A 20,057-nucleotide genomic window follows, 5' to 3' on the forward strand; every position below is an offset into this window, starting at 1 on the left:
CCCCACCCAGCCGACCGGCGGCCCGCCCCCGCGGCCACCGTCGAGAGCCCGCCGCGTCCTCCTCGGCGTGGCGGCGGCGTCGGCGGTCGTGGTGGGGCTCGCGCTCGTCTACCCGCTGCTCGACGGCAGCACGCGCATCGGCGGGTCGGCCGGCGGCTCCTCCACCGCGACCGCCCCCACCACGTCCGCCCCGACCACGCGCACGTCGTCGACCACCACGTCGGCCAAGACCACGCGCGGCTCGAAGAGCGAGCCGACCACCACGACCCGACCGGCGCCGAAACCCGAGGAACTGGCGCTGCTCGCGGCACTCCCCGGCGTCTACCGGGGCAACCCCTCCTGCGCCACCGAACCGGCCGACGGCGAAGGCGTCACCGCGAAGGTCGTGTGCACCGAGCCGAACGAGGCGCACGGCCGGTTCGCGCCGCCCGCCCGCGCCGAGTTCCGCCTGTTCGCCACCCGCGCCGCCCAGGACGCGCACTTCCTGGGCGTGGTCACCAGTCGCGGCATCCCGCGCGACGACTCGCAGGGCGGCTGCCGGCCGACCACGCACGCCGTGCACTACTCCACGTACTACCGCGACACGTCCGGCCCGCTCGACGGCGACTTCACCACCTGCTACCTCGACGGCGGCACGGGCGCGGTGTGGTGGACCGACGCGCCGGCCTCCGTCACCGGCACCCTGATCACCCCGCCCGGCGCGACGAACGACACGCTGGAGGATCTCGACCTGTGGTGGAACGGCATGATCCTCAGCCGGATGTAGCGCGGCCGTCAGAACCGGTCGGTCTCCGTGAGCTCGTGCTCGAAGGCGTCCGCGGCGGCGACGAGCAGCATGAGCGGGCGCTCGAACTCCTCCCGCACGCTCAGGTCCTCCAACGGCACGGTGTGCTTGAGCAGCGCGACGCCGTCCACCACGGCCGCGCCCCCGACGGCCGCCGTGCCCGCGAGTTCGAGCAGGCGCCTGAGGTCGATCGCGTCGGCCCGGCCGACGGCCGAGGAGATCTCCACCCACGCCACGCCGTCCGACTCGGGCACGTGGTGCACCGCGACCTGCTGGGTCCGGCCGTCCTCGGCGTCGAGCCGGAAGCGGAGCCAGCTGTCGGTCTCCTCCAGCACCTCGTGCCGCGTCCGGACATAGTTGATCACGTCGATCCAGCTGGTCACCGTAGTTGCCCCTCGCACCCTGGTCGCGCCACGTCCGGTCGCTCCACACCGTAATACCAGCCACCTCCCGGTGGTGGCGGAAGGACACTCCGCGTCGCGGACGACATCCGCCCGCCTGGCCCGAACCTGCCAACCACCCCCGTCGGCCACGGGTGTCGTGGGACCTTGGAGGCACGTTCGAGAGAGACCGGGGAGGTCGCGGTGGAGCAGCGGTGGAGGACTCGACTTCGCTTGTGCGTCAAGGTGTTCGCCCTCGGGGCCGCGGCCCTGTTCATCCTCTACCTGGTGCTCGGGTGGGACACGGTCGTGCCGCCCGTGCTGCTCGTAGCGGCCGTCGTCCTCGTGCTCGCGACCGCCGTGGTGGACGCGATCGCCGTCGCGGTCGCCAAGAGCCGCGACCGGTAGTGGTGTGGCGCGAACGGCTGGTCCTCGCGGTGGCGGCGCTCGTCGCGGCGGTGCTGGTGGCCGGGTTCCTGACGGTCTTGCTCGCCCCCGGCGTCCGGCCGCGCCTCACGCACGTCGCCGGTGACGCCCCGGAGGACCGGCCTTCATACGAGTGCTCGGCGTTGCGCGAACCGGGCGTGCCGTGCGAGCGGGAACGGGACTACCGGTGGTCGGTGCCGGCCGGCGGCTCGGTGAGCACGACGTGGAGCACCAGCCTCCGGGACACCGACCGGGTCGGCGGCGTGCTCGCCCTCGCCCGCGACGACTGCCCGGACGCCCGCGTGTCGTGGACGCTGACCGCCACCGGGCACACCAGCGCCGGCGTGCTGCCCGCTGAACGGCCGGCGGTCCCGCTGCGGACCGGCCTGTCCGGCGACCAGGACCGGATCACCGTCGAGTTCCGCCGCACGGACACCGCCTCGTGCCCGGCGGTCGTGACGTGGACGTACGTGACGGCCGACGCGCCGTGGTTCGGGTTCGTGTGGAGCTGGTGGTGACGTCGCGCCGACGGCGGCCCGGCGGGACGCGACCTCACCGGACACGTCCCCTGCTTTATCGATCTGCCGTGCGTGGGACGGCTATTCCCCGTCGACCGTGTGGAATGTGATCAACGTCCGCCGGTGCTTATTCCCCACCGTCGTGAATTCCGGTGGTGGGTCACTCGGTTGGACGTTTGTGGTTGCGCGATTTCCGGGATCGGTGGGACAGTGCTGTCGCGCCTTCGACTTCGGTGGGCGCGGAACAGTACGGGGGATGTTTATGCTGCTTGGTGGGGAAGCGACGACGTCGTAGCCTGCGGGGACGTCGGATGACCGGGTCGGTCGGCGCCACCTCGTCGTGGCGTTCGGCGGTCGTGTCGTCCTGTTCCGCGGTGCGAGTTCCGCTTTGTTCGTGTCGCCGTGTCCCGGCCCTTGTCGAGTGATTCGACCTGTGCGTCGCGTGCGTGAGCCGGTTTCATGTATCCGTCTCGGTGGTGCCCGGTGCTGCCTCCAGTCCGGTGATGCCGCAGTTTTGTTCTGCGTTTTTCCGGAATGGGATCAGTGGTGGGGGAGCGGTGACGAACCGAGCCGTGGGGTGGAGCAACCGGGTCCGATGGCTGGCCTCGGTGAGCGTGTTGGTGGTGGCGGCGAGCCTCTTGCAGCCGGTCACGTGGGCGCGTGCGGCGGGCGCGGTGCCCGGCGTGACGCCGGGTGCCGGGCCGGTGGACAGACCGGTTCCGGCGTCGGCGCGGCCGGACGAGGCGGTGCCCCCGGAGAAGTGGCCGCCGGTCGTGCCCGCGGGCGTGCGCGCCGGTGGCGAGCCGGTGCGGCTGTCCGCCGAGGACTGGGAGCGGGTGCGCAAGCCCGGCCAGGCCGCCGCGCAGGCCGAGGAGGTGTTCGCCGGCGTCCTGGTCAGGCCGGGGTTCTCGCTCGGCGACACGTCGCTGGTGGCCTACTTCGACGTGCACGACGACGTGCGGCCGTGGTCGTCGTGGCGCGCCAGGGTCTTCGACGCCGCCACCGGCACCGAGCAGGCGTCGACCGTGCTGCCCCGGTCGGAGCTGCAGGTGCCCTGCGGCGCCGTGCGCGAGTTCTGCCGCTCGTTCGGCAGCCGCGAGGGCTGGGCGCTCGACCCGGCCAAGGAGTACTTCGTCACGCTCGCCGCCGTCCTCGACGAGGGTGGCGAGCTGGTGTCCGCGCCGTCGCCGAAGGCGCGTCCCCGCACGACGGTCGACCCGCCGCCGATCCCGGTCGAGCAGACGTCCGGCTGCGGCTGCGGCGCGGCCCTGAGCACGACGGGCGCGCGGCAGGCGTTCCGCGGCGACGGCGTCAACACGGCGACCGGCGCGTTCACCCGGATCGAGCCCGACCTGAAGATGGCGTCGATCGGCGTGCCGTTCACGTCCACGCGCGTGTACTCCTCGACGCTGACCCAGCCGGGCCTGTTCGGGCCGGGCTGGGCGTGGTCGTACGGGATGCGCGTGACGCCCGTGGACGACGGCGCGATGGTGCTCGCCGACGACGGCGCGCAGGTGCGGTACCGCCTGGTCGACGGCGCGTACCAGCGGCCCGCGGGCGTCCGCTCCACGCTGCGCAGGACCGACGCCGGCTGGGACCTCACCACCCTGACCGGCGTGGTGCACGCCTTCGACGGCCAGGGCCGCCTGGTGTCGATCCGCTCCCCGCGCGGGGTGGGGGTCTCGGTCGGGTACACCGACACCGAGATCACCGTCACCGACGCGTCCGGCCGGGTGGCGCGGGCGCGCGTCGTGGACGGCCTGATCCGCTCGATCACGCTGCCCGACCACCGCAAGGTCCAGTACGAGTACGACGAGGCGGGGCGGCTGGCGGTCTACAAGGACGCCCGCGCCGGCCAGTGGCGCTACGGCTACTCCGCCGAGGGCCGGCTGACCGAGGTGCGGGAGCCGCAGCCGCACCGCACCACGTTGGTGCGCAACGAGTACGACCCGTCCGGGCGGATGGCGCGCCAGCTCGACGCCCTCGGCAACGCCACCACGTTCGCGTGGAACGCCGCCGAGCAGGAGGCGACGACGACCGACGCGGACGGCGTCGTCGTCCGCGACGGCTACCGCGGCAACGTGCTGCTGCACAGCAGGCGCGGCGCGGGCGACACCGACAACCACCGCTACGACGCCTCGCTCAACCGCAACCTGGTCGTCAACGGCAACCACAACCAGCACGAGTCGCAGCACGACGCCAACGGCAACCCGATCCGCCGCGCCGCGCCGCAGGGCTTCGACGAGAAGACCAAGTACGACGACCGCAACAACCCTATCGAGTTCACCGACGCCAACGGCAACGTCTGGAAGAACACCTACAACGAGTTCAACGAGCTGGTCCGCAGCACCGACGCCGAGAACCACTCGATCAGCCACACCTACGACGAGCGCGGCCTGCGGACCACGAGCACCGACCAGCGCGGCAAGGTCACCCGGTACGAGTACATCGCGCCCGGGCGGCCCAACTCCGGGCTCCTCGCCGCGGTGATCTCGCCGGAGGGGCGGCGGGGCGAGGCCGAGTACGACGAGACCGGCCGCCGCGTCGCGTCGATCGACCCGCGCGGCACGGCGCCGCGCGCGGACCGCCACGAGTTCACCACCAGGTTCCGCTACGACGCGCAGGACCGCGTGGTGGAGGTGCGCGAGCCGGGCAAGCGGCACTCGTCGCGCACCGAGCACGACGAGGTCGGCCGCGTCGTCCGCACCGTGAACCCGGAGGGGGTGACGATCGAGAACCGCTACCTGGCCAACGGGCGGCTCGCGGCCGTCACCGACCATCGCAAGACCACCTCGATCACCTACACGAACGCGGGCCGGCGCGGCTCGGTGCGCATCGAGATGGGCCGCGGCGAGCAGGACGTCGTCACCGCCTACCGCTACAACGCCAAGGGCATGCTGCACCAGGTGGTCTCGCCGCGCGGCAACGTGCCGGGCGCCGTCGAAGCGGACTTCACCACCACCTACCGCTACGACGCCAACGACAACCTGGTGCGCATCTCGCGCCCGTACCCGAACGGCCAGGTCGTCCACAAGGACATCAAGGTCGACGAGCTGGACCGCACGACGTCCACGGTGGACGAGTTCAACAAGCCGTCCACGTTCGACCGGGACAACACCGGCCGGGTCACCGCGACCAAGGACACCCTGGGCCGCAGCCTGACCATGGGCTACGACCGCAACGGCCGCCAGACGTCCACCACCGACGGCGGCCGCAACACCACGAAGTGGACCTACGACGAGGCCGGCAACAAGATCCGCCAGGAGACCGCCACCGGCGGCGTCACCACGTGGACCTACAGCGACGACGGCTTGCTGCTCAGCGCCACCGAGCCGCGCGGCAACGTCCAGGGCGCCGACCGCGAGCGGTTCACCACGCACTTCGAGTACGACCTCGCGGGCAACCGCACCAAGGTGATCGACCCGCTCGACCACGTCACGGTGTCGACCTACGACGCCAACAACCGGCTCACGTCGGAGACGGACGCCAACAACCACACCACGCACTACCGGTACCGCGAGGACAACCAGATCGAGAGCGTCCACGCGCCGGACGCGAAGTACCACCGGCACGAGCCGCACGGCGGGGCGACCGTCTACGGCTACCACGCCGACGGCCTGCTGGCGACGATCCGGGACCCGAACCACCACGTCCGGCGCATCGACTACGACCGGGCCGGCCGACCCACGCGCACCACGGACCCGCTCGGCCGCGCCGTCGAGGCGACCTACGACGTGGAGAGCAACCTCGTCGCGGCCATCACCCGGGGGCCGCACGAGCACCACCTCGGGGACGCCGAGCGCGCCAAGCGGACCATCGTCGACACCTACGACATCGTCGGACGGCGCGTTGCCCGCGCCCTCGGCGACAGCGGGCCGAAGTACTCCTGGGCCTACGACGCCAAGGACCGCGTCACCGCGTACGGCGACCCGCTCGGCGTGCGCAAGGTGTCCTACGACGACGAGAACCAGATCACCCGCGTCACCCGGGAGGAGGCGGCCGGGCGCAGCGAGACGTTCGACTACGAGTACGACGCGCGCGGCAACATCACCTCCCGCGCCTACCCGGACGGCACCCGCGTCACCAGCGGGTACGACGCCGACAGTCGCCTGTCCGAGCTGACCGTCAGCGGCAGCGGCACGGGTTCCCGGGCCGGCACGTGGCGGTTCGGGTACGACGTCGCCGGCCGCCGCACCACCACGACGCTGCCGGCCGCCACCGGCCTCGTGGAGCGGCGCGACTACGACGACGCCGGACGCCTCACCGCGATCGGCACCGAACGCGGCCAGGGCACCGGCGCGCCGGCCGACGTGCAGGACCCGATCTCGGCCTACCGGCTCGACCTCGACCCGGTCGGCAACCCGGTCAAGGTCACCACGACCCGGGGCGGCGTGTCCGAGGCCGTGGCCTACGCCTACGACCCGGCCGACCGCGTCGCCTCGGCCTGCTACGCCGCCACGACGTGCGACGAGCACGCGCAGGCAGCCGGGCGCATCGACTACACCTACGACCTGGTGGGCAACCGCCTGTCCCAGAAGCGCACCGGCACCGCCGGCAGCGACACCACCCGCTACCACTACGACGCCGCCGACCAGCTCGTCCGGCGCGCCGTGCACCAGCGGCACGCCGGCAGCGCCCCCGACGGCGAGGAGCACGGCGAGCGGGCCACCTTCATCGACTACGACTACGACCTCAACGGCAACCAGACCAAGGCGGGCCGGGAGACCTTCGCCTACAACCTCGACAACACGCTGGCCAGTGCCACCACGGGCGGCCGCACGACCACGTTCGCCTACGACGCCACCGGCCTGCGCCTGACCGCCACGTCGGGCGAGGGCCAGGCCGCCACCACGCAGCGGTGGAGCTGGGACGTCAACGGCACCCTGCCGCAGATCGCCCTGGACACCACCGTCAACGCCGCCGGGGCCACCACCGAGCGCCGCGGCTTCGCGTACGGCCCCGACGACGAGCCGCTGGCCCTGCTCGACGCGGCCACCGGCGCCCACCCGTACACGCACGACTGGCTGGGCGGCGTGGCGAACATGCTCAGCCCGTCCGGCGTGCCGGAGGCGGGTTACGACTACGACCCGTTCGGCAACCCGCGCCGGGGCGGCACGCTCGCGCCGGGCGACCCGACCGGTCCGGCGAACCCGCTGAAGTTCACCGGCGCGTACCAGGACTCGTCGTCGGGCGAGGGCAACTACTACCTGCGGGCCCGCAACTACAACCCCGACACAGGTCGCTTCACGAGCACCGACCCCATGCCCGTGCCGGGGCCGGCCATCTCCGCGTACGCCTACGCGGAGAACAACCCGCTGTCCTACACCGACCCCACGGGCACGGTGGTCGACGGCGGGGGCGGCAGCGGCTCGGCGTCCGAGACCGGGGCGACGGAACCGACCGGGCCCAGCCCCGAGGACGTCGCCAAGGCGCAGCAGATCCAGGGCAAGAGCCTGGTCGACGTCATCCTGGAGGCCAGCGGCCAGATCCTCATGGAGTTCCTGGGGATCAACGACATCGTCAACTGCCTGAAGGGCGACATCGGCGCCTGCGTCTCCATGATCATCGGCGCGCTGCCGTGGGGCAAGATCTTCAAGGCCAAGAAGATCGCCGAGGCCATCTTCCGCGCCGGCAAGGCCGTCGTCACCTTCTTCCAGGAGCTGAAGTGGGCGCGCGCCATCATCCAGGGCGCGGAGAAGGCCGCCGAAGCCGCCAAGGCTGCCGCGGCCGCAGCTGCCAAGGCCGCCGCCGAGAAGGCCGCGAAGGCCCGCGCGCTGGCCGAGGAAGCCGCCCGGAAGGCGGCGGCGAAGGCGGCCGAACGAGCCAAGGCCGTGGCCGCGAAGGCGAAAGCGGCGACGAAGAAGAAGGCGCCGGAGAAGTGCGAGACGCACAGCTTCCCGGCGGGCACCCTGGTGCTCCTCGCCGACGGCACGCGCAAGCGCATCGAGCACGTCAAGCCGGGCGACACCGTGCTGGCCGCCGACCCGGCCAAGGGCGAGGGCGAACGCCGGCAGGTCACCCGTTCGATCCGGACCGACCACGACAAGTCCTATGTGGACCTCGTGGTGCGGGACGACGGCGGTGAGCACACCGTCACGGCGACCGACGACCACCCGTTCTGGTCGGCGGGCCGTGGGCGGTGGGTCGAAGCCCGGCACCTGAAGCCGGGTGACACCCTCCGCACGTCGGCGGGGACGCACGTCCAGGTCGACGCGGTCCGCGCCTACCACGGGACGCACCGCACCTTCGACCTGACGGTCGACGGCGTCCACACGTACTTCGTCGTCGCGGGGTCCGTGGCCGTCCTCGTCCACAACAACTCGATCCCGTGCCAGGCCACGATGAAGGCGGGCGTCGAGAAGGCCCGCCAGTCGGCCGACAGCTTCGACCGCCCGGGCGGGATGTCCGGGCACGCCGTCCTCGACGACGGCTCGACGTTCACCCTGTCGTCGGGTGGCGACGGCCGGAACCTCCGGGGGGACTACGTCGCGCCTCCCGGGGCGACGGGCGAGAACTTCCACCACCTGGAGACGCAGACCGCGGCCCTGATGCGGAGCACCGGCCTCAACGCCGTCCTCTACATCACGGGCAGTTACGGCCCGTGCAAGTACTGCGTGCCGGCCATGCGGTCGATGCTCCCCGAAGGCGGCCGACTGCTGGTCGTCTGGCAGAACGAGGCCGGGGCGCTCAGGAACAGGATGTTCATCGGCGGTCCCGATTAACGGGTGAGCGGTGTGCGGCTCCCGGTCGACCCGTGTCGGCCGGGAGCCGTTCTCCATTTCGACAATGGGCCGCGAAGATTCGCGGGGAAAGAACTGCCGTGTGCCATAATGTGGGGGTGATCGACCCGGATGGCATCGACGTCCCGGAATTGCTGGGTCGCTGGTACGGCCCGCCGAGTGCTCCCGAGTGGACGGTGCCGGCCGAGGCGTCCTGGCTCCCCGCGCCGCTGAGGGAGTGGTACGGCCTCGAATCCCGGTGGACCCGGCTCCAGTCGGGCGGCACCAGGGTCTACCGCCCCGCCCAGGTCCGGGCGGACGGGGGCGAGGCCGTGTTCATGGAGGACCCGACCGGTGACTGGACCTGGTCGTTCGACGTCGGGCAGCCGGACCGGGTCCACGAGGGCGAACCTGGTGGTGACCGGAGTCCGGTGCCCGAAGCCCTCCCGGAGTTCCTGGTCCACCTGGCGCTCGCGCAACTGGTGGTGACGGCGGACTTCGGCCGCCTGTGCGCCCAGCTGCCCGCCGACCTGCTGCCCGGCGTCCTCACGTCGCTGGAGGAGGTCGGTTTCGCGGGGTGGCGGTGGCCGCGGCCGGGTCATCGGATCTTCCTGGGCGACTCCGCGATCGCGAACGTCGGTCCGGCGATCGACCCGCGGGCGCCGTGGCGGAACCGGGAAGGCCACGTGGCGGTGCGGATCGCCGGGATCGGGCCGTCGGACCTCGACCACCTGGACGCCGTGCCGTCCGTCAAGTGGATCGACTTCGGTTTCGGCACCTGACCGTCGGGGTTTGGGTCACACCGGCGCCGCCGCCGCACCGACACGCGCGATAACGCACGATCTTCGTGCCGAAAATGCGCGCGTTACAAACATGCGCCCGATCGTGTTATTCCACTCGAATTGGGTGGGCCGGCGGAGAACCGTTGGTTACGGTGTCCTCCGACCGGGCAGAGTCACTGGGGGGTGCCCGGCGGGATTCGGGGGGATCCAGTGGCAGATCAGCGTGCCGTCGTCGTGCTCGTGGACACGTACGAGACGGCGGATCACGGCGTGCCGCAGACGGCACGCCACCTCGCGCCCGCGTTCCTCGCGGCGGGGGCCGAGTGCGTGCGGGTGCAGAGCGCGCCCGAGCCGCCGGGGGTGTACCGGACGTCGACGCCGACGTGGGAGCACTACCGGGACAACGTCGTCCACGACGGCGACCTGGGCCGGACGGTCGCCGCGCTGGAGCCGTACCGGCCGGTGGCCGTGGTGCCCGGCGGCGAGTACGGCGTGGCGTTCGCCGACGTGCTGGGCGAGGCGCTGGGAGTGCCCCACAACGGCACGGCGTCCCGGGCGGCCCGCCGCGACAAGCACGCGATGGTCGAGGCGGTGCGGGCCGCCGGGTTGCGCGCGGCGCGCCAGATCCGCACCGGTGACCGCGACGAGCTGGCCGCCTGGCACCGCGCCACCGGCGGGCGCGTGGTGGTCAAGCCGGTGCGCAGCGCGGGCGGCGACGGTGTGTCCTTCTGCGACACGCCGGAGCAGTCGGCGGCGGCGCTCGACGCGATCACCGCGCGGCAGAACGTGTTCTCCGAGGCCAACGACGTCGTCGTGGCGCAGGAGTACCTGGTCGGCGCCGAGTTCATCGTCAACACCGTCAGCCGCGACGGGGCGCACCACGTGTGCGACCTCTGGCGGAGCCGGCGGTTCTCCGTCAACGGGATCACCGACCTGTCCGGCGCGTGCTACCTCGTGCCGCGCCGCGGCCCCCGCCACGACGAGGTGGTGGACTACGCCTTCGCCGTGCTCGACGCCGTCGGCATCCGGCACGGCGCGGCGCACGCGGAGCTGAAGCTCGGCCCCGACGGGCCGTGCCTGATCGAGGTCGGGGCGCGCGTCTCCGGCGGTGACCTGCCGCACTACGCGCGGCTGGCCACCGGGGATTCCCAACTGGACTGGGTGGTCGACGCCGCGCTGCGCCCGGACCGCTTCCACGCCCGGCGCGGCGAGGACTACGAGGTCCGGCGCCACTTCTCGTGGGCCGCGCTCATCTCGCCGGTCGAGGGCACCCTGCGCCGCTACACCGCCATCGACCGGGTCCGGGCGCTGGAGAGCTTCCACGAGCTGTGGGAGCTGACCCGTCCCGGCGACCGGCTGCGCCGCACCGTCGACGACACCACCTACCCGGTCATCGTCACCTTCATGCACGAGGTGGACGAGATCGTCCAACGCGATCTGGGCACCCTGCGCTACCTGGACGGCGTCGGCTTCTACGAACTGGCATGACTTCACCTGTTGGGGGGAACAGTGATCGCTTACCAGGAAGACCTCACGTACTCACCGCAATACCGCTCGCTGGCCACGCTCGCCGACGAGCCGTCCGGCCTCACCTGCTCGGTGATCGTCGGCCGGCGCTGGGCGCGCAACCGGGTCGCCTCCGTGGTCGGCTATCCGCGCTTCGAACTGGCCGCCGAACGGGTCCTCGCGGGTGACCACGACGTGCTGCTCGTGCCGTCGGCGTACCCGGACATCCGGAAGTTCTTCTTCAACCCCGAACTCCGCGCCGTCGACACGTTCCTCAGCACGTTGCCGGACATGGTCTTCGCCGTTCCCGCCGGGGCCGCGGACGGGGCGGCGGACTCCGACGAGTTCGACGTGCTCTACCACCACCCGGCGACCAGGGCGCTCGTGGAGGGTTGCCGTGCCGGGTCGGCGAGGTCCGCACGTCGACGTCCAACAGCGCCGCCTGCAAGCAGGCCGTGGAGCACCCGGGCCGCGCGTGCGCGGTGACCAACCGGATCGCCGCCGACGGCTACGGCATGAGGACCGTGCGGACGCTGTCCGCGGGGACCCCCATGAGTTTCGTCGTGTTCGCCAGGAAGGAACCGAGTTGACCGAGTCACCGACCCTGCGCGCCGCCATCGTCGTGCACAAGCGGCTGGAACCCGCCGCCGCGGCCAACGCGGCCGCGATCCTGATGGGACAGCTCGCGCACCTCGAACCCCGGCTGTACGCCGCCGGCGGCGTCGTGGGGCTCGACGGCGTGCGCCACGCGGGCATCCGGTTCGACACGGTGGTCCTGACGGGACGCCCCGGCCAGGTCGAGAAGCTGCTCGCCGCCGCCGTCGACGAAGGGCTGCCGCACGCGGCGTTCAGCGCCAAGGGCCGGGAGCTGAGCAACAGCTTCGAGGAGTACCGGGAGCTGGTGGCCCGCTCGACCGCGGCCGACGTCGACGTGTTCGCGGTCGGCGTCGTCGGCGAGGAGAGCCGGGTGCGCGCGCTCACGAAGCCGTTCAGCTCCTACCGGGGAGCGGTCGGGTGACGGCCGCGCCGCCGGGGTTCCTCCGGGTCCGGCTGGGCGGGCTGCCCCGGCCGTTCTGGGTGGTGTGGGCGGGCACCCTGGCCAACCGGCTCGGCACGATGGTGGTGCCGTTCCTGGCGCTGTACCTGACGGCCGACCGCGGCCTCTCGGTCACCGAAGCGGGCGCGGTGCTGGCGCTCGTCGGCGTCGGCCAGGTGTTCTCCCCGCTCATCGGCGGAGTCCTGGCCGACCGCGTCGGCCGACGCGCCACGCTCGCCGGAGGTCTGCTGGCCACGGCGGCGACCATGGTCGGCGTCGGCTACGCGACCGACGTGGCGGTGCTGTTGGCGTTGGCGCTGCTGCTCGGCCTGGTGCTGGACGTGTTCCGGCCCGCGGTGCAGGCCGTCGTCGCCGACCTCGTGGACCCGGACGACCGGCCGCGCGCCTTCGGGCTGCTGCTGTGGGCGGTCAACCTCGGCTTCTCGGTGGCCATGGTGCTCGGCGGGACGTTGGCGCGGGCGGGGTTCCTGCCGCTGTTCTGGGTCGACGCCGGCACGTGCGCGCTGTTCGCGGTGCTCGTGTGGCGGGCCGTGCCGGAGACCGGAGGACGGCGCGCGGGCGGCGGCGAACCGGGCCGCATGCTCGACGTGCCGCGCGACCGCGTGATGCTCGGCGTCGTCCTGGTGACGGTGCTGGTGGCGTTCGCGTTCCTCCAGTCGCTCGCGACCCTGCCGCTGGCCATGCGCGAGGACGGCCTGTCGCCCGCCGCGTACGGCCTGGTGATGGCCGTCAACGGCATCGTCGTCGTGGTGGTGCAGCCGGTCATCGGGCACCGGCTCGGCGGGTTCGACCGGTCGCGGCTGCTCGCCGCGGGGATGGCCGTGCTCGGCGTCGGCACCGGGGCCACGGCGCTGGCGTCCACCACGCCGGGCTACGCGCTGTGCATGGTGGTGTGGACGCTCGGCGAGGTGCTGGTGCACTCGGTCGGCGCGGCCGTGGTGGCGGACCTCGCGCCCGCGCACCTGCGCGGCCGCTACAACGGCGCGTACGGCACGGCGTGGGGCCTCGCGGCCTTCCTCGCGCCGCTCGGCGGCACGCAGCTGCTCGTGCTGGGCGCCCCGGTGCTGTGGACCACCTGCCTGGTGCTGTGCCTGGTCGCGGCGGTGGGCCAACTGGCGCTGGGTCCGGCCGTGCGCGTGCGTGCCGCCGTGGCGACGTCGGGGGTTGGTGCCCGGTGAGGGTCGGGCCGGCGGGTGCCCCGTGCTCTCGCCGTGCACCGGCCGCGGTTACCGGTGCGCCGCGGGCAGTGCGGCGACCAGGCCGCCGTCGATGACCAGGTCCTGGCCGTTGACGTAGGACGCCTCGTCGGAAGCGAGGAACGCGACCGCGTCGGCGACGTCCTCGGCGGTGCCGATGCGACCGGCGGCCACGGCGGCGACGACCTCCGCCTGGGCCTCGGGGGAGACGTTGTCGTGGAACATCGGCGTCTCGATGTAGCCGGGGCTGACCGAGTTGACCCGGATGCGCCTGGGCGCGAGTTCGGCCGCGAAGGTGTGCGCGAGGTTGTGCACGGCCGCTTTGGTCGCCGCGTAGACGGCCGCGCCGGGCAGGCCGCGGTGCAGCGTCCACGACGCGTTGATCACGATCGCGGCGTGGTCGGGCAGCAGGGGGAGCGCCTTCTGGATGGTGAAGAAGACACCCTTGAAGTTGATGTCCACCACGCGGTCGAACTCCGCCCCGGTGACGTCGTCGCTCGGCCCGAACGACGCGACGCCCGCGTTGGCGAAGACCACGTCCAGCCGTCCGTGCCGGTCGCGGATCGCCTCCACCAGCGCGTCGAGGTCGGCCAGGTCGGCCACGTCGGCGCGCACGGCGAGGACGCGGTCGCCGCCGGCCAGGTCCTCCACCGCGGCGTCCAGCCGGGTCTTGTCGCGTCCGGTGACGACCACGTGCGCTCCCTCGGCGAGGAACCTCCGCGCGGCGACCAACCCCATGCCGCTCGTGCCGCCGGTGATGAGCGCGACCTTGTCGTCGAAGCGGGAAGTGCTGTGCGTCATGGGGTTAGCGTGCCGACGCGCGCCGGGGCCAACCAGTGCGTGCTCAACCTGGGAGCGGCACCACCACCTTCCGGCGGGTGGCTTCGCGGGTGGCTTCGCGGGGCGGTCATGCGGGGCGGTCATGCGGCCGGGTTGGCGGGGCGGTCAGGCAGGCGGCCAGGCGGGGCGGTCGGGTGGGGCGGTCAGGCGGCCGGGTTGGCGCGGAGCAGGCGTTCCAGCCGCTCGCCGGTGCCCGGCTGCGGGTTGTACAGCTCCAGGAACCAGTCCGGGCGGTCGGTGACGGACAGGGTCGTCAGGTCGAAGACGAGCTCGCCGGCCTCGGGGTGGCGCACCGCCTTCACCGCCTGGCCCGCCGCGGCCACCTCGTGACGTGCCCACAGCTCGGTGAACTCGGGGCTCACGGCGCTGAGCCGGTCGACGACGCGGCCGTACTCCGGGTCGTCGGGGTAGTGCGCGGCGCACGCGCGGAAGGCGGCGACGACGACCGGCGCGATCGCCGACCAGTGGACGTGCATGCCGCGGTACCGGGCGTTGGTGAAGAACGAGATCAGGCAGTTGTGGTCGCTGTCGTCGTAGCCGAACGCGGTGCGGGTGGCGTCGTTGATCGCGAGCAGGTTCCAGTACCGGTCGCGCAGGATCGCCGGACGCGGCGTCCACGCGTCGACCAGGCGCCGCAGCTCCGGCGTGACCTCCGCACCGCGCGCGCCGCCGACGCGGGGCGGGTTGAGCCCGGCGAGCAGGTAGAGGTGGGCGCGTTCGAGGTCGCTCAGCCGCAGGGCCCGGCTGATCGCGTCGAGCACGTCCGCCGAGACGGTGATGTCGCGGCCCTGTTCGAGCCACGTGTACCAGGACACGCCGACGCCCGCGAGCGCGGCGACCTCCTCGCGGCGCAGCCCCGGTGTGCGCCGCCTGCCCGTCGCGACGAGGCCGACGTCACGCGGGGTGAGCCGGGCCCGGCAGGTGCGGAGGAAGTCGCGGAGCTGCTCGCGGCGACCCAGCGCCACCGCGGGGATTTCGACGGCCATGCGCCACGGTAACAACGGCGCGCGGCGACGTGCCGGCAGTCCGTTCACCTGGCGCTCGGTTTCCGTCCGCATTCGCACCGGGTATTCCACCGGAAATCACCCGACCGCAAGTATTTCGAAATCTTGCGGCAACCTTTCGCAAGGTTGCGATAATTATTGACAACCCGCCGGAGTCGGCCGAACACTGACTGCATCGACAGACCGCAACCGATGCAGGTCCGGGTCACCCAAAGCGCTTGACGGCCATTTCCGGGCCGTCGGCGGAACTGCCCGGTTGTCTACCACGCTGCCTGGCCCCTTTGCCAGCCTCAATGAGGAGGAAGCATCCACATGGACGACGCCCGCGGTATGGACGACGCCCTCGAAATGGACGGCGCCCCCAACCGCTCGATCAGCCGCCGACTGTTCCTCGGCGGCGCGGGTTCCCTGGCCCTGGCCACGACCGGGCTCATCCTGCCCGGTACCGCGCACGCCCAGACCGTCACCACGAACCAGACCGGAACCCACAGCGGGTACTACTACTCGTTCTGGACCGACGCCAACGGCACCGTCTCGATGACGATGGGCAACGGCGGTCAATACAGCACCTCGTGGCGCAACACCGGGAACTTCGTCGCCGGAAAGGGCTGGAGCACCGGCAGCCGCCGGACCGTGCGCTACTCGGGCAGCTTCAACCCGTCCGGCAACGGCTATTTGTGCCTCTACGGCTGGACGTCGAACCCGCTCGTCGAGTACTACATCGTCGACAACTGGGGCACGTACCGGCCCACCGGGACGCGCCGCGGTTCCGTCACCAGTGACGGCGGCACGTACGACATCTACCACACGACCCGGTACAACGCGCCTTCCGTCGAGGGCACGAAGACGTTCTCGCAGTTCTGGAGCGTCCGCACCGCGAAGAAGACCGGCGGCACCATCACCACCGGCAACCACTTCGACGCGTGGGCCCGCGCCGGGATGACCCTCGGCAGCTTCCGCTACTACATGATCATGGCGACCGAGGGCTACCAGAGCAGCGGCAACTCCAACATCACGGTGAGCTGACCGCCGTCCCCCCGGACGGGAACGTCATCCTCCGAGCACCACGACCCGCGAACGTGGCGCGGCGGCCTCGGCCGTCGCGCCACGGTGCTGTCGGCCCACGTGCGGACGTCGGACCGGGGGCGCCCGACGTCCGCACGGTGGAGGTGGGCCGATCAGCCGGCGGTGCAGGAGGCCGTCGGCGCGCTGTTGGTGGCGCGCGACGTGCCCGTGAACCCGAACGTGGTGCTCGTGCCGGCGGCGAGGGTGCCGTTGTAGCTCGCGTTGCGGGCGCTCACGCTGGACCCGCTGGTGGTGACGGTGGCGTTCCAGGCGTTGGTGACGGCCTGGCCGTCGGCGTAGGTCCAGTCGACCTTCCAGCTCTTGATGGCCGCCGTGCCCGCGGTGACGCGGACCTCGCCCTGGAAGCCGCCCGGCCACTGGTTGACGATGCGGTAGGTGGCGGTGCAGCGGAGGCTGCCGCCGGGGTCGGTGGTCGTCGTGGTCGTGGTCGTCGTCGTGGTGGTGGTCGTGGTCGTTGTGGTGGTGCCGCCGCCGAAGATGGTGGCTTCCTTCGACGTGGCCTTGATGCCGTTGGCGCCGTGGAAGATGCGCTCACCCCACGTGGTCAGGCGGTTGGGGTCGAACTCGAGGGCCATGTCGAGGATCGGGTCGGAGTTGCCGCTCCACGACCAGGCGAGGTAGCCGAGGCCCCGTGCCTGCGCCTCGGCCAGGATCGTCTCGTGGTCCACCTCGTTCGGGGCGAACTTCCAGCCGAACTCGCCGATGACGAGCGGCCAGTTGTTGGCCTTGAAGTGGTCGAGGTAGTCCACGATGGTGGAAGGCGAGTTGTAGACCGAGTACATGTGGATCGACAGCACGGTGTTGCGCTGGGTGTCGGCGTCCAAGACCTTCTGCGCGTTGGCCCGCATGATGTGCTGCCAGTCCTGGCCCCAGTTCGGCCCGTCGATCATCAGCAGGTGCTGGAAACCGTTGGCGCGCATCTTCTTGACCGCGTTGACCGTGGCGTCGGTCCACTGGGCGGCGTTGGTGTTGCCGATCGGCTCGTTGCCGATGTTGATGACGACGTGGTTCTCCTGGCCGACCAGGGCGCTCTTCTGGCTGATCCAGTAGTCGACCGCCTCGTCGAGGGACGCGGCGGCGGCCTCCTCGCCGTACCCGGTGGTGTCGTGCACCTCCAGCACGCAGATCATCCGGTTCTGCTTGCACAGCTCGATCACCGCGGCGGTGTCGGTGGACGGTCCCCAGCGCTTGCCGGTGCCCAGGACGACGCGCACGGTGTTGGAGCCCAGCGCCTTGACGTCGGCGAACGAGTTCGTCCGGCCGGTGTACCAGACGTGCGGGTGGTTGACCCCGCGCATGATGAACGGCTGCCCGTTGGCCTCGACGATGTCGGTGCCGCGGATGTGCAGGCCCACCGCCGCTTCCGGCGCTTCCTGGGCTTGGGACAGCGCCGTGGTCCCGAAGCCAGCCGCGACGAGCAGCGCGGCGGCGATCGTGGCGATTTTCCTTCTCATGCTCTTTCGACACCTCATTGAGTCGACTGACCTGTCGGTTGTGCGCCCCAGCCGGTGGTGTAGCTGGGAGCGCTCCCAGTCGTAGTGTCGCTCAGTGATCGGCACGCGACGCGACTCGGAGCGTTGCTCGTCCGACCGGGCCGGGTTCGACACGGTCGGACGAGAGGTGGTGCCCGGTGGGAATGCGATTAGTTTCCCGGTGGAACTTAAGCGCCCACGGTAGGGCCGGCGTCGCGCGGAAGTCAAGAACTGTCGAAGCAAGCGAGTGACCAGTGCTGTTGTCGCCATTTGCGGAGGCCGATGTGGTGAACGCGTTCCTCTTGGTGCCGCCTGTGCTGTAGTCCGTTCGCGGCGTGGAGGCCAGGGTCGGCTGATCGACGTGTGCGAGCACCGGTCGACCGTTCCGTCGGTTAGGGTGGTTACAGGTCGGTTGGTGGTAGCGCTGCGTAATCATTTGCGGGACGATGGATGTGGGAGCGATCCCAGGAACACGCCGTGTTTCGGGAGTCCCCCGACGGAGGAAAACAGGACATGCCCGGAGCGACGCCAACGGCGGCGGCAAGCACGGTTCCGGTCGGGAGCGCCGGCGGGGCTCGGCGCCTGCGGTCGACGACCCCGGAACCCGGCCCCGCCTCGCCGTGGCCGAACCTGCCCGAGGTCGCGCGGGACGTCCTGCTGGAAGTGCTGATCCACGGGCCCCTGTCGCGGGCCGAGATCGCCGCGCGGCTGCGCCTGTCCCGACCGACCCTCACCCGCGTGACCAAGGCCCTGGTGCTGGCGGGGCTGCTGGTCGAGGGCGACACCCGACCGCGGCCCTCCGCCGGTCGACCGTCGGAGATGCTGCACGTGCGGGGCGCGGCCCACCACTTCCTCGGCGTGAAGCTGACCGCCGAACGGCTCTTCGCCACCGTCACCGACCTGACCGCGACACCGGTCGCCACGGCCGAGGAGCCGTTGCGGTCCCACGACCCCGCCGAGGTCGTCGCCCAGATCGCGGACGTCGCGGCCCGGTTCCCCGGCGTCACGGGCATCGGCGTGACGCTGGGCGGGATCGTGCTCGACGGCCTGGTCGCGCGCCACGAGTTCCTGCACTGGGTCGACGTGCCGCTCAAGGCGGAGGTGGCCGGGGCGACCGGCGTCCCCACCGCGGTCGACAACGACGTGCAGGCCCTCACCGCGGCCGTCCACTGGTTCGGGCCGGGCGCCGGCCTGGGGTCGCTGGCGGTGATCACCGTCGGCGCGGGCGTCGGCACGGGGCTGATCGTCAACGGCGGGCTGGTGGCGGGTTCGCACGGCCTGCCACCGCACTTCAGCCACACGCTGGTCGACGCGAACGGCCCGGAGTGCGGCTGCGGCCGGCGCGGATGCGCCTCCAGCTACCTGATGACCCACGTGATGATGCGCCGGCTCACCGGCCGGCCCACGTACGACGAGGCGTTGGCGAGGGTCCGCGCCGGCGACCCGGAGGCCCGGCGGGTGTTCGACGACGCCGGGTACGCGCTGGGCGTGCTGATCGGCACCGTCGCGAACGTCATCGACCCCGAGAAGGTGGTGCTGACCGGGGACGGCCTGCCGCTGTACGAGGTGGCGTCACGGCTGGTGCACGACGGCATCGAGGACACCTACGAGGACGACCCGGACCTGATCGAGCTCGACGTGCAGCCGTTCGACTTCAGCGAGTGGGCCCGGTCCGGCGCCGCGCTCGCCATTAAGTCCACCATCACCGGGACGATCTGAGGGCCGGTCGGCGGGCGCGGCGAGCGATTCGCCCGCGCCCGGTCAACCCGCGCCGTAGCAGACGAAGCCTATGGTGGCGACGCGGTCGGCCGGGGGACCTCGGTGGTACAGGTCCCGCTGTGCCGCGGCCAAGGCCCGTGACGGGGTCAGCCCGTCGTCGAGCAGGCGGTGGAAGCGGAGCATCAGGGGCCGGCTGGCGCGGTCCGGCACGGGGACGGCGGTGGCGACGAGCGTGGTCGTGCCGAGGGCCAGCAGCACGGAGGCCAGGCCCAGCACCTCGTCACCGGGGTGGACGGCCGACCGGCCCGAGTCGCACGCGGACAGCACGATCCGGCGCGGCGGCCGGGCGAGGCGTTCGAGGTCGTAGGCGGTGAGCGGGCCGTCGGCCAGGCGCAGCTCGGAGAACAGCGGGTTGTCGGCGCGGAACCGGCCGTGGGCCGCGATGTGGCCGAGTTCCGCGCCGTCCAGGGCGGTGATCACGTCGTCCACCCGCGCGGTGCGGCCGGTGAGGCGGCGGGCGTCGGGGTGGCGCCGGGCCAGCGCCGCCACCTCGGCCGCCGCGTGCGGG

The 20,057-nt window shown here is 72.0% G+C and carries 15 protein-coding genes and 1 pseudogene; 11 read left to right on the forward strand and 5 right to left on the reverse strand.

Annotated features, from left to right (window positions below):
* Positions 1-766, forward strand: a pseudogene (locus ACFQ3T_RS22005) (hypothetical protein); the annotation flags it as partial.
* Between the two features lie 8 nt (positions 767-774).
* Here the strand turns inward: ACFQ3T_RS22005 and ACFQ3T_RS22010 are convergent.
* Complete coding sequence (locus tag ACFQ3T_RS22010; protein WP_380725345.1) at positions 775-1,167, reverse strand: hypothetical protein; 393 nt, start codon at positions 1,165-1,167, stop codon at positions 775-777.
* Positions 1,168-1,398: 231 nt separating this feature from the next.
* Between ACFQ3T_RS22010 and ACFQ3T_RS22015 the strand changes: the two genes are divergently transcribed.
* The 8 genes from ACFQ3T_RS22015 (at position 1,399) to ACFQ3T_RS22050 (ending at position 13,350) form a co-directional block, all read left to right on the forward strand.
* On the forward strand, positions 1,399-1,572 hold the full coding sequence (locus ACFQ3T_RS22015; RefSeq protein WP_380725347.1) for a hypothetical protein: 174 nt from the start codon (positions 1,399-1,401) through the stop codon (positions 1,570-1,572).
* On the forward strand, positions 1,572-2,108 hold the full coding sequence (locus ACFQ3T_RS22020; protein WP_380725349.1) for a hypothetical protein: 537 nt from the start codon (positions 1,572-1,574) through the stop codon (positions 2,106-2,108). Before ACFQ3T_RS22015 ends, ACFQ3T_RS22020 begins: the two co-directional genes overlap by 1 nt.
* A 557-nt stretch (positions 2,109-2,665) precedes the next feature.
* On the forward strand, positions 2,666-8,830 hold the full coding sequence (locus ACFQ3T_RS22025; protein WP_380725351.1) for an RHS repeat-associated core domain-containing protein: 6,165 nt from the start codon (positions 2,666-2,668) through the stop codon (positions 8,828-8,830).
* 116 nt (positions 8,831-8,946) lie between these two features.
* Positions 8,947-9,609 (forward strand): hypothetical protein, encoded by a 663-nt coding sequence (locus ACFQ3T_RS22030; protein ID WP_380725353.1) that lies wholly within the window; start codon positions 8,947-8,949, stop codon positions 9,607-9,609.
* 210 nt (positions 9,610-9,819) lie between these two features.
* The gene (locus ACFQ3T_RS22035) at positions 9,820-11,097 is read left to right on the forward strand and encodes an ATP-grasp domain-containing protein (RefSeq protein WP_380725355.1); all 1,278 of its coding nucleotides are present in this window, start codon (positions 9,820-9,822) and stop codon (positions 11,095-11,097) included.
* 21 nt (positions 11,098-11,118) lie between these two features.
* On the forward strand, positions 11,119-11,601 hold the full coding sequence (locus ACFQ3T_RS22040) for a hypothetical protein (protein WP_380725357.1): 483 nt from the start codon (positions 11,119-11,121) through the stop codon (positions 11,599-11,601).
* A 100-nt stretch (positions 11,602-11,701) separates the two neighbouring features.
* The gene (locus ACFQ3T_RS22045) at positions 11,702-12,133 is read left to right on the forward strand and encodes a DUF2000 family protein (protein ID WP_380725359.1); all 432 of its coding nucleotides are present in this window, start codon (positions 11,702-11,704) and stop codon (positions 12,131-12,133) included.
* The gene (locus tag ACFQ3T_RS22050) at positions 12,130-13,350 is read left to right on the forward strand and encodes an MDR family MFS transporter (RefSeq protein WP_380725361.1); all 1,221 of its coding nucleotides are present in this window, start codon (positions 12,130-12,132) and stop codon (positions 13,348-13,350) included. Before ACFQ3T_RS22045 ends, ACFQ3T_RS22050 begins: the two co-directional genes overlap by 4 nt.
* Positions 13,351-13,398: 48 nt before the next feature.
* Here ACFQ3T_RS22050 and ACFQ3T_RS22055 read toward each other — a convergent pair whose 3' ends face one another.
* Both ACFQ3T_RS22055 and ACFQ3T_RS22060 read right to left on the reverse strand, forming a co-directional pair.
* Complete coding sequence (locus tag ACFQ3T_RS22055; protein ID WP_380725363.1) at positions 13,399-14,169, reverse strand: glucose 1-dehydrogenase; 771 nt, start codon at positions 14,167-14,169, stop codon at positions 13,399-13,401.
* A gap of 182 nt (positions 14,170-14,351) precedes the next feature.
* On the reverse strand, positions 14,352-15,194 hold the full coding sequence (locus tag ACFQ3T_RS22060) for a helix-turn-helix transcriptional regulator (RefSeq protein WP_380725365.1): 843 nt from the start codon (positions 15,192-15,194) through the stop codon (positions 14,352-14,354).
* A 330-nt stretch (positions 15,195-15,524) separates the two neighbouring features.
* Here ACFQ3T_RS22060 and ACFQ3T_RS22065 point away from each other — a divergent pair, with 330 nt between their 5' ends.
* A complete protein-coding gene (locus tag ACFQ3T_RS22065; protein WP_380725367.1) occupies positions 15,525-16,238 on the forward strand; it encodes a glycoside hydrolase family 11 protein in 714 nt (237 codons plus the stop codon).
* A gap of 152 nt (positions 16,239-16,390) precedes the next feature.
* Here the strand turns inward: ACFQ3T_RS22065 and ACFQ3T_RS22070 are convergent, their stop codons facing one another.
* Complete coding sequence (locus ACFQ3T_RS22070) at positions 16,391-17,752, reverse strand: cellulase family glycosylhydrolase (RefSeq protein WP_380725369.1); 1,362 nt, start codon at positions 17,750-17,752, stop codon at positions 16,391-16,393.
* A gap of 531 nt (positions 17,753-18,283) precedes the next feature.
* On the opposite strand from ACFQ3T_RS22070, the gene ACFQ3T_RS22075 reads away from it, so the two are divergent.
* On the forward strand, positions 18,284-19,489 hold the full coding sequence (locus ACFQ3T_RS22075) for an ROK family transcriptional regulator (RefSeq protein ID WP_380725371.1): 1,206 nt from the start codon (positions 18,284-18,286) through the stop codon (positions 19,487-19,489).
* 42 nt (positions 19,490-19,531) lie between these two features.
* Here the strand turns inward: ACFQ3T_RS22075 and ACFQ3T_RS22080 are convergent.
* The coding region (locus ACFQ3T_RS22080; protein WP_380725373.1) for a CHAT domain-containing protein at positions 19,532-20,057 on the reverse strand (526 nt) is incomplete at its 5' end.

The organism is Saccharothrix hoggarensis (assembly GCF_042678885.1).
Taxonomy (GTDB): Bacteria; Actinomycetota; Actinomycetes; order Mycobacteriales; family Pseudonocardiaceae; genus Actinosynnema; species Actinosynnema hoggarensis.